The organism is Lyngbya sp. CCY1209 (assembly GCF_055795065.1).
This window is the reverse complement of record NZ_JAYFER010000413.1, coordinates 1-8,687: the sequence shown is the minus strand read 5'-3', so window position 1 is coordinate 8,687 and position 8,687 is coordinate 1. Positions and strand designations below refer to the sequence as shown.

Here is an 8,687-nt window from a genome sequence, read left to right as displayed (position 1 = left end):
AATAGCAACAACTTTAGGATTTTCTCTTAAAGGAGTTGGTAGAGGCACATTGACTATGCCTTTAAGAGTTCAGTTTTTGACGGCTTAAGAATCCCCGCGTCTTTAGACCGGGGAGAAGTCAATCAATTGTCAAGGAGTTGATTTTTCATCATGGATTCTACTCAACCCTATATGGATACCGCCAACCAGATGGAGACGGTGATCCGCACCGAAAATATCGATATCTTCTACGGCAGTTTCAAAGCGGTGCGCGGTGTCACCCTCGACATTTTCAAAAATAAGGTGACGGCGTTTATCGGCCCGTCCGGGTGTGGGAAAAGTACGATTTTGCGCTGCTTCAACCGCCTCAACGACCTGATCAACGGCTTCAAGTTGGACGGGCAGATCTACTACCACGGACAGAATTTGTACGATCCGAATGTCGATCCGGTGGAGGTGCGGCGGCGCATCGGGATGGTGTTCCAAAAGCCGAATCCGTTCCCCAAGACGATTTACGACAATATCGCCTACGGGGTGCGGGTGAATGGATTGGCCAAATCCAAAGCCGAACTGGACGAGATCGTGGAGCGATCGCTGCGTCAGGCGGTGCTTTGGGATGAGGTGAAGGATAAGTTGGGCGAAAATGGCTTCGCGTTATCTGGGGGACAGCAGCAGCGGTTGTGTATCGCCCGGGCGATCGCGGTGAACCCGGACGTGGTGCTCATGGACGAACCCTGCGCGTCTCTAGACCCGATCTCGACCTTGGCGATCGAGGATCTGATCCACGAGTTGAAGGAAAATTATACCATCATTATCGTCACCCACAATATGCAGCAGGCGACGCGGGTGGCGGACATGACTGCCTTCTACAACGCCAAGGCGGTCGAAGCGGGCAAGCGCTTCGGCTATCTGGTGGAATTCAACGATACCCAGAGTATCTTCCAGAATCCCCAAGAAGAGGCGACCCAGCAGTATGTCAGCGGCCGGTTCGGGTAAAAAAACGGCGCGATCGCGTTTTTGATTGCCCAGATCGAAATTGGGCACAAGTCAGAACAGCAGGGGGGATTGCCGTTCTGACTTCTTTGTTTTCGTGGCGATCGCGCTACGCGCCCTTCATCCAGTGTTTGAGTAAATTATCTTTGACCATTCCCTGGCGAAACACTTCGATCAGGTACTCCTGGGCTTCTTCCAAGCTCAGGTGCTTGACTTGTTCTTGCAGCACCTTCAACTTGAATTGTTGCTCGATGCTCAGATTTCCGGGGGTTTGCATGGTTCGCTCCTCCTGTGAAACTCAAGGATTCAGAAAAAGGTCACTCGTCAAGTGTAACTTTTCTTTACGCTATATGTAAATTATCGTAACAAGTGCTTGACTTTCTGTCCACGACGGACATTTGGACACTTATTTTTTTTGCAAAAATTAACATCTGCGACCATAGCCTTATCATAAAAAGGTGAAAACCTCGAAAAATCGACCAAAGGAGCGAGATTGAGCCGATGGACGCGATGGAATTTTTCAACCAAAGTGCGGGGCGGTGGCGATCGCAGCGGACGACCCACCACCTGGCCTTCCGCCAGGCGGAGAAGGGATCTTCGACGATCGACGTGACGGCCCTGGCCGCGGACGACCCCAAAATCCTCGAGATCTGCGAGATGCACGAGATCGACCCCGGTCTGGCCGCGGGGGGCGCCCACGTCACCTGGAACGGGGAGATGGCCTGGGACAAGGACGACGAGAACCACAAGGGATCGACCGTATTCGCGATCGTCCCCGACCCCGAAGATCCCCGCAAGGGCCGGATGCTGCGGGAACGGGGCTACGCCGAGATCGTCCCGGTGATCGGCCGGTTCGAGATGGATGAGGAAGAGGGACTGACCTTGGTGACGGAATACGAAACCATGAGTTCCATCGAGCGGTTTTGGTTCGTCGGTCCCCATGTCAGGATGCGATCGAGTGCCGTGAAGCGGTTCGGTGGCTTCAACACCTCCACCTTCTGCACCGAAGTCCGCATCGACCCCGACGCCGAAGCGACAGAATCCTCCCCGAAAGAGAAGGAAACCGTTCCTTTCATCTCCGCCTTGGGTTGGTAAAACCGCGACTCCCGTCGAACCGAAAGGTTTGAACGGGAGTCCGTTGTTGGGATGGGAGCCCCCGCGAATATCCTCAAAGGCAGTAACATTTAAAAAATGATACGAGCAGTTTTCTATCCGCCGCGGTACGGTTCGATCCCCCATTATCCCCCTTAAAAAGGGGGACTTTGAATTTTCAAACGTGCTTGATTAGCCAGAGAAACGCTATAATCCAATCGCCATGACATCTATAACCATAGAAAAAACATATACTTTTGAAGATTACCTCGAATATGACGACGGCACGGACAACCGTTATGAACTGGTCAATGGAAAGTTGGAAATCATGAATCCGCCGACGATCAGACATTTGCTCATCGCCGATTTTATCCGAGATAGTTTGACAGCAGAAATAACTCGGCTGAATTCACCTTGGCTGTGTTTGAAAGAAGCGGGAGTCCGCACTGGATTTCGGAAGTCTAGGTTGATAGATGTCTGCGTGGTATCCAGGGAACAAGTCTTAGAACTGTTGGATCAATCCGCCGTTTTTCAAACCCCGCCGATGTTAGTCGTGGAAGTCGTCAGTCCCGAATCCGTCAGCCGGGATTATCGGTACAAAAGATCCGAATATGCGGCGGCGGAAATCCCCGAATATTGGATCGTCGATCCGATGTTGAATAAGGTTTCCGTTTTGCGGCTGGATGAGGGATTGTACGAGGAAACGGTTTTGACCGAAAATCAACAAATTGTCTCCCAATTTTTTCCCGAATTGACTTTGACTGTCGAACAGATTTTGGCGGCGGGAAATATTTTCTCCTCACCCGACACCCCCGCCCCCTAGAAACCGGGTTTCTACAATAATATTTTGGAATCCATAAAAAACTCATCTATAAACTCGGTTTATTCCCCCAACCAGATACTCCAGTCCCATCCAGTCCAGAGCGGCGAGACTGAATGAATCCCACGGGACACCGAGGGGGTCGATTCCGGGTCGGTGAGTGGGTAGAAAATAAAGACCTGTGAATTTGTTAAAGTTGAGATGGAATCGGCTTCCACTCGACTCACCCCCCCAACCCAAGATGTCTTCGAGATCTCACACGCAGCAATTCCCCGAAATCCTCGGCTATAGACTGGTCGAACAGTTATATCTGGGGTCGCGAACGGCGGTCTATCGAGGCGTGCAAATCGCCGGAGAACGCCCCGTCGCAATTAAGCTGCTGCGGCGGGAGCATCCGAGCTTTGGAGAGTTGGTACAGTTTCGCAATCAGTATGCGATCGCCAAAAAACTGCCCATTTCCGGCATCGTTCGACCCCTGAGTTTAGAACCCGTCGGCAACACCTATGCCTTGGTGATGGAAGATTGGGGCGGAATTTCCCTGGACAAATACAGCCGGAAGCAACCTTTAGAATTGACCCGGGTGTTGAGCATCGCCCTGCAAATTGCCGAGATTCTCCAGGATTTGCACCGACACCGGGTCATCCACAAAGATATCAAACCCGCCAACATTCTGATTCACCCCGAAACGCGGCAAATCAAACTGATCGACTTCAGTATCGCCTCTTTGCTGCCCAAAGAAACCCAAGAAATCCAAAATCCCAATATTTTGGAAGGAACCCTGGCCTATCTCGCGCCGGAACAAACGGGGCGGATGAATCGCGGGATCGACTACCGGGCGGACTATTACGCCCTCGGCATCACCCTCTATCAATTGCTGACGGGTCGCCTGCCTTTCAGCAGCGACGATCCCTTAGAATTGGTGCACGGTCACATCGCCAAGGTCGCCACACCGGTGCATCAGGTCGATAGCGACATTCCCGAGAGAGTGGGGGCGATCGTCGCGAAATTGATGGCGAAGAATGCCGAAGAGCGTTATCAGAGTGCTCTGGGACTCCAATTTGACCTGCGGGAGTGTTTGACCCAGTTGAAAGCCACGGGAACCGTCGCCCATTTTGAATTGGGGCGGCGAGATCTGAGCGATCGCTTCCTCATCCCTGAAAAACTCTACGGACGCGAAGCCGAAGTTCACACCCTCCTCCACGCCTTCGACCGAGTCAGTGAAGGGGCAGCAGAATTCATGCTCGTGGCGGGATTTTCCGGCGTCGGAAAAACGGCCGTCGTCAACGAAGTCCACAAACCCATTGTCAGACAACGGGGCTATTTTATCAAGGGAAAATTCGACCAATTTAACCGCAGTATCCCTTTGAGTGCTTTTGTGCAGGCTTTTCGCAATTTAATGGGGCAGTTGCTCTGTGAATCTGACCGACAGTTGGCCGACTGGAGGGTTCGGATTCTCGAGGCGGTGGGAGAAAACGGACAAGTGTTGATCGAAGTGATTCCCGAACTGCAACAAATTATCGGAGTACAACCCCCGGCTCCCGAACTTTCCGGCACCGCCGCTCAAAATCGATTCAACCGGCTGTTTTCAAAGTTCATTCAAGTTTTTGCCAAACCCGAACATCCCCTCGCGATCTTTTTGGATGATTTGCAGTGGGCAGATTTGGCATCGCTACAGTTGATCGAACGGCTGATGAACGACCGGGGTTATCTGTTACTATTGGGAGCCTACCGAGATAACGAAGTTTCCCCGACCCATCCGTTTATCTTGACGGTGGAGGAACTGAAGAAATCCGGGGCGATCGTGAATACAATTACCCTCGCGCCCCTGGGGTTAGAAGATGAGAATCGTTGGGTTGCAGATACCCTGATTTGTTCCCGGGAACTGGCCCGACCCCTAACGCAACTGGTCGATCGCAAAACTCAAGGCAATCCCTTTTTTATCACGCAATTTTTGAAAGCGCTGCACGGGGAAGGTCACATCACTTTCAATCGCGATCGCGGTTACTGGGAATGCGATATCGCCCAAATTGCCGCCGCCGCCACCACCGATGACGTGGTGGAATTTATGGCGCGGCAGTTGCAAAAATTGCCCCCGGAAACCCGAGACATTCTCAAGTTGGCTGCCTGTATCGGCAACCGGTTCGATCTGGGTACCTTGGCGATTATTTCGGAGCGATCGCCCGAGGCAGTTGCAACGGCCCTGTGGCCGGCTTTACAAGAGGGTTTGATTTTGCCCACCAATCAAGTTTACAAGTTCTTTCAGGACATCGGTGGCTCAGTCAGCCCGGGCGAAATTAACCCCGGCTATCGCTTTTTGCACGATCGCGTCCAACAAGCCAGCTATTCCCTGATTCCCGAAGTTAAAAAACAGGCGACTCACCTCAAAATCGGTCAACTGCTCCGACAAAAACTCTCCCCAACTGAGCAGGAAGAAAAACTCTTCGACTTGGTGGGACAATTCAACCTCGGACAAACACTCCTGCGAGATCCCGACGAACGGGAAGCCCTCGCCCGACTGAACTTAAAAGCCGGACGGAAAGCCAAACAAGCCACCGCCTACGTCGCCGCCCGCAACTTCATTCAAACGGGGCTGGAATTACTCACCGCCGACCCTTGGCAACGTCAGTATGAGTTGACCTTGGCTCTCCACATCGCCGCCACGGAAGCCGCTCATTTAAATGCCGACTTTGAGGCGATGGAGTCCTTCGCCGGTGTCGTTTTAGACTCGGCCCGAACCCAACTCGATCGCATCAAAGTCTACCAAATTCAACTGCAAGACTTGGGCGCCCGGAGTCAGTTTTTGCAGGCGATTTCTCTCGGCGCCAAAGCCCTGTCCGAATTGGGCATCGAATTTTCCTCCGAACCCGATGAGATCTTGACGAGTACCGCCCTGCAAAAAGTGTCCCGTAAACTCGAAGGTCAAAAGATTGAGGAACTCGCCGAACGGCCTGTCATGAGCGACCCTCAAACCATCGGGGCGATGCAACTGCTGGCTGAGTTGTTTACGCCGGTTTTTCTCGGCCAACCCACCCTGCTACCGCTGTTGATGGCGACGATGGTGAGTTTATCTTTGGAATTTGGCAATACCCCGGCATCGACCATCGGCTACGCGGGCCACGGGATGGTGCTGTCCGCTTTTCTGGGAGAGGTTGACCGGGGCTATGCTTTCGGACAGGTTGCCCTCCGCCTTTTAGAGCGGTTTGATGCCCGGGAATTTAAGTCCCTCACTTTGCTGATGTTCGGCTGTTTTCTCCAACATCGTCGAGAATCGCTGCGGGCGATCATTCCGACGGTAAAAGCGGGTTATTTTGCCGGTATGGAAACGGGAAACTTCCTCTATGCCGGTTACAACAGCCACAATTATTTCCGGGGTAATTTGTTGGCGGGGGTGCCGCTGGGGGATTGGGATTCGGAGCTCGAAAATTACTGCGTCGCTTTGGCGGCGGCCAAGCAAGATTCGGTTCTGGCTTATCTGAGGATGATTCAACAGCTCGTCCAGAATCTCCGAGAAACGGTGGAGAAACCCGATCGCCTGTCGGGAATCGCCTACGATGAAACGGTGATGTTTCCCAGGTATCGCCGGGATGGAGAGTTCGTCGCGATCGCGATCGCCCACGTTTACAAACTCCTATCCGCCTATCTGTTCGGTAATTATACCAATGCCCTTAATTATATTGCCGAAGTCGAGCGACATTTAGCGATATTAGTGGGGATTGTCGATCGCCCCCTGTTCCATTTTTACGCCGCGTTAACTGACTTGGCGGTCTGCTCCGACGGCGAGGAAAGTGAGCGGGATGAAACCCTAAAACGGGCGGAAGCTCACCAACGGATATTGGCGGAATGGGCGCAGGATGCCCCCATGAATTACCGACACAAAGTTGACTTGATCGAAGCCGAAAAATGTCGGGTTTGCGGTCAAAATTACGTCGCGGGCGATCGCTACGATCGCGCCATCGCGGGTGCCAAAGAAAGCGGTTTGATCCAAGAAGAAGCCCTCGCCAACGAACGGGCGGCTCAATTCTACCTAAATTGGGGTAAGGAAAAAGTCGCCGCCGGCTATATGCAAGAGGCTTATTATTGCTATGCCAAATGGGGGGCGGCAGGGAAAGTTGCCGATTTGGAAAGCCGCCATCCCCAACTACTCGCACCGATTTTGCAATCCGCTCGGACCACTTTATCGGCGACAGAAACGCTGTTTGCGATCGCCGGTTCGGGTACGACTCAGACGAGCAATACCCATTCTTCGACCTCCAGCAGTACCAGTATTTCGGCAACCCTGGACTTGGCGACGGTGTTGAAAGCTTCCCTCACCCTATCGAGTGAAATTGAACTGGAAAAACTGTTGGCGACTTTGCTGCAAACGGTGCTGGAAAATGCGGGAGCCGATCGCGGGATCTTGCTGATGCCGCAGGACAATCAATGGTTTGTCGAGGCGGTGGCGACTATCGAGGAACCCGCCCGAGTGCAGTCCGTCCCCCGATCCAGTTATTCCGAGCTTCCCCAAACGTTAATTCACTGGGTCGAACGGAGCCGAGAACCGATGGCGATCGCGGATGCGGCCGACCATCCGCTGCTGGAAAATGATGCTTATATTTTGCGACGAAAACCCAAGAGTATCCTGTGTAATCCGATTTTGAAACAGGGTCAACTCATCGCCCTTTTGTATTTGGAGAATCGGGCTACCATCGGCGCATTTACCCGCGATCGCGTCCAACTTTTAAACCTTCTGTCTACTCAAGCGGCGATTTCTCTGGAAAATGCCCGCCTCTACCAACAGGCCCAAGACTATTCCCGGCGGCTGGAACAGTCCCAAATGCAACTGGTAGAAAGTGAGAAAATGTCGGCTCTGGGGAACTTAGTCGCGGGGGTCGCCCACGAAATTAACAATCCCGTGGGCTGCATTTTGGGCAATGTCAGTGCGACCCGAGATTATCTCGACGATCTGTTGGGTTTGCTCGATCTCTACGGCGAGAAATTTCCCGAACCGGGGGCAGAAATTGAGGAGGAACGGGAGGCGATCGAATTGGACTACATTCGCGAAGATTTGCCGAAACTGATGCGGGCGATGAAGGATGCGGGCGATCGCATCAAATCGATCAGCAGGAGTTTGCGGACGTTCTCCCGCGCCGATCGCGACGACCGGCAAAAATTTGACATTCACGAAGGTATCGAGAGCACCTTGTTAATTCTGCGCCACCGCCTGAAAGCGAACCCGAATCGTCCGGCGATTCAGGTGGTTCAGAACTACGGCAAAATTCCCGAATTGCTCTGTTTTCCCGGACAGTTAAACCAGGTATTTATGAATATCTTGGCGAATGCGATCGATATGTTCGACGAAATGCCTCAAACTGTCTCGATTCGGGAATTAGAAGCTCGCCAACCCACAATTACAATTCAGACCGAGATTCTCCCTGCGGAACTCGGCGGGAACGAGGGCGATCACGTCCAGATCAAAATCGGCGACAACGGCCGGGGGATGACGGAAGAGATACGAGCCAAAATATTTGATTATTTATTCACGACAAAAGCCGCCGGAAAAGGAACCGGTTTGGGATTGGCGATCGCCCGTAAAATTGTCACGGAACATCACGGCGGCACTCTGGCGGTCGAGTCGGCTTTGGGTCGGGGTTCGGAGTTCTTAATCCGACTGCCTGTTCGCGGTTAGGTCAAACCCCTAGAAACCCGGTTTCTCATTTTCCCGACAAATCAATCGCCCGTCGCCAGTTTTCACGTAAAATCTCCGATACGTTTGGAAGCTCTGTCTCTTTAGAGCAGGGAGGAAAAACGAACGGCGACTTGAGTC

At 52.7% G+C, this 8,687-nt stretch carries 5 protein-coding genes; 4 read left to right on the top strand and 1 reads right to left on the bottom strand.

The window, feature by feature from the left end:
- The first annotated feature begins 150 nt into the window (after positions 1 to 150).
- On the top strand, positions 151 to 975 hold the full coding sequence (gene pstB, locus AC0QHF_RS12210; RefSeq protein WP_324704492.1) for a phosphate ABC transporter ATP-binding protein PstB: 825 nt from the start codon (positions 151 to 153) through the stop codon (positions 973 to 975).
- 106 nt (positions 976 to 1,081) lie between these two features.
- Here pstB and AC0QHF_RS12205 read toward each other — a convergent pair whose 3' ends face one another.
- Complete coding sequence (locus AC0QHF_RS12205; protein WP_324704491.1) at positions 1,082 to 1,249, bottom strand: NblA/ycf18 family protein; 168 nt, start codon at positions 1,247 to 1,249, stop codon at positions 1,082 to 1,084.
- A 224-nt stretch (positions 1,250 to 1,473) separates the two neighbouring features.
- On the opposite strand from AC0QHF_RS12205, the gene AC0QHF_RS12200 reads away from it, so the two are divergent.
- The 3 genes from AC0QHF_RS12200 to AC0QHF_RS12190 all read left to right on the top strand — a co-directional run bounded on the left by AC0QHF_RS12200 (position 1,474) and on the right by AC0QHF_RS12190 (position 8,549).
- Positions 1,474 to 2,067, top strand: coding sequence for a phycobiliprotein lyase (locus AC0QHF_RS12200; RefSeq protein WP_324704490.1), 594 nt, complete (start codon positions 1,474 to 1,476; stop codon positions 2,065 to 2,067).
- Positions 2,068 to 2,287: 220 nt separating this feature from the next.
- A complete protein-coding gene (locus tag AC0QHF_RS12195; RefSeq protein WP_324704489.1) occupies positions 2,288 to 2,887 on the top strand; it encodes a Uma2 family endonuclease in 600 nt (199 codons plus the stop codon).
- A 238-nt stretch (positions 2,888 to 3,125) separates the two neighbouring features.
- Positions 3,126 to 8,549 (top strand): trifunctional serine/threonine-protein kinase/ATP-binding protein/sensor histidine kinase, encoded by a 5,424-nt coding sequence (locus tag AC0QHF_RS12190; protein ID WP_324704488.1) that lies wholly within the window; start codon positions 3,126 to 3,128, stop codon positions 8,547 to 8,549.
- Positions 8,550 to 8,687: the final 138 nt, after the last annotated feature.

Coding starts and splice junctions, on each gene's coding strand:
- pstB (WP_324704492.1), top strand. CDS start 151: ATGGATTCTACTCAACCCTATATGGATACCGCCAACCAGATGGAGACG.
- AC0QHF_RS12205 (WP_324704491.1), bottom strand. CDS start 1,249: ATGCAAACCCCCGGAAATCTGAGCATCGAGCAACAATTCAAGTTGAAG.
- AC0QHF_RS12200 (WP_324704490.1), top strand. CDS start 1,474: ATGGACGCGATGGAATTTTTCAACCAAAGTGCGGGGCGGTGGCGATCG.
- AC0QHF_RS12195 (WP_324704489.1), top strand. CDS start 2,288: ATGACATCTATAACCATAGAAAAAACATATACTTTTGAAGATTACCTC.
- AC0QHF_RS12190 (WP_324704488.1), top strand. CDS start 3,126: ATGTCTTCGAGATCTCACACGCAGCAATTCCCCGAAATCCTCGGCTAT.